The following is a 606-nucleotide window of genomic DNA, read 5'->3' on the forward strand; positions in this document are numbered from 1 at the left end:
TGGAGAAAATAAGGTAATTACCGGACTTTCCAATGTAACATGGCCGGCTAAGGACCAAAGAGGTACTGATTTCGATGTATCTAAGGCGGCTACACAGGGACAAATTCAAGATGTAGAAAATGCAGTAGATGAAAAGTTGAAGAAGAGCAATCAAGGCTTTGATATTCTAGTAGGAGAAGATACAGAAGAACATCGAGCTAATATTGCCTTAGGTAAAGATAAGAAAGAAACGGTTGAATTTGCTGCAGGTAATAGCCTTGATGTTACTTTGGATAAGGATAATAAGAAAGTTATCTACTCCTTGAAAGATGACATTGAAGTCGGCAAAGAAGGACAACCTGGACAGGCTGGCAAAGATGGCAAGGTTACTGTCAATGGTAAAGACGGTGAAAAAGTTACTATTGATGGTAAAGATGGTAAGATCGAAAGCAAGGCGAAAGATGGCACAACCGTTACAGTAAATGGTAAAGATGGTACAGTGGGTGCTACAGGCACAGATGGTACAAGCGTTACTATGAACGGTAAAGACGGTACGATTGGCGGTACAGGTAAAGACGGTACCACTGTTACCATGAACGCGAAAGACGGTACAATCGGTGCGAAAGG

1 pseudogene is annotated in these 606 nt (G+C 41.7%); it reads left to right on the forward strand.

The window, feature by feature from the left end:
• A pseudogene (locus HMPREF3182_RS07675) lies at nt 1-606 on the forward strand (hypothetical protein); the annotation flags it as partial.

It is taken from the genome of Megasphaera hutchinsoni, from assembly GCF_001553405.1.
GTDB classification, from domain to species: Bacteria; Bacillota; Negativicutes; order Veillonellales; family Megasphaeraceae; genus Megasphaera; species Megasphaera hutchinsoni.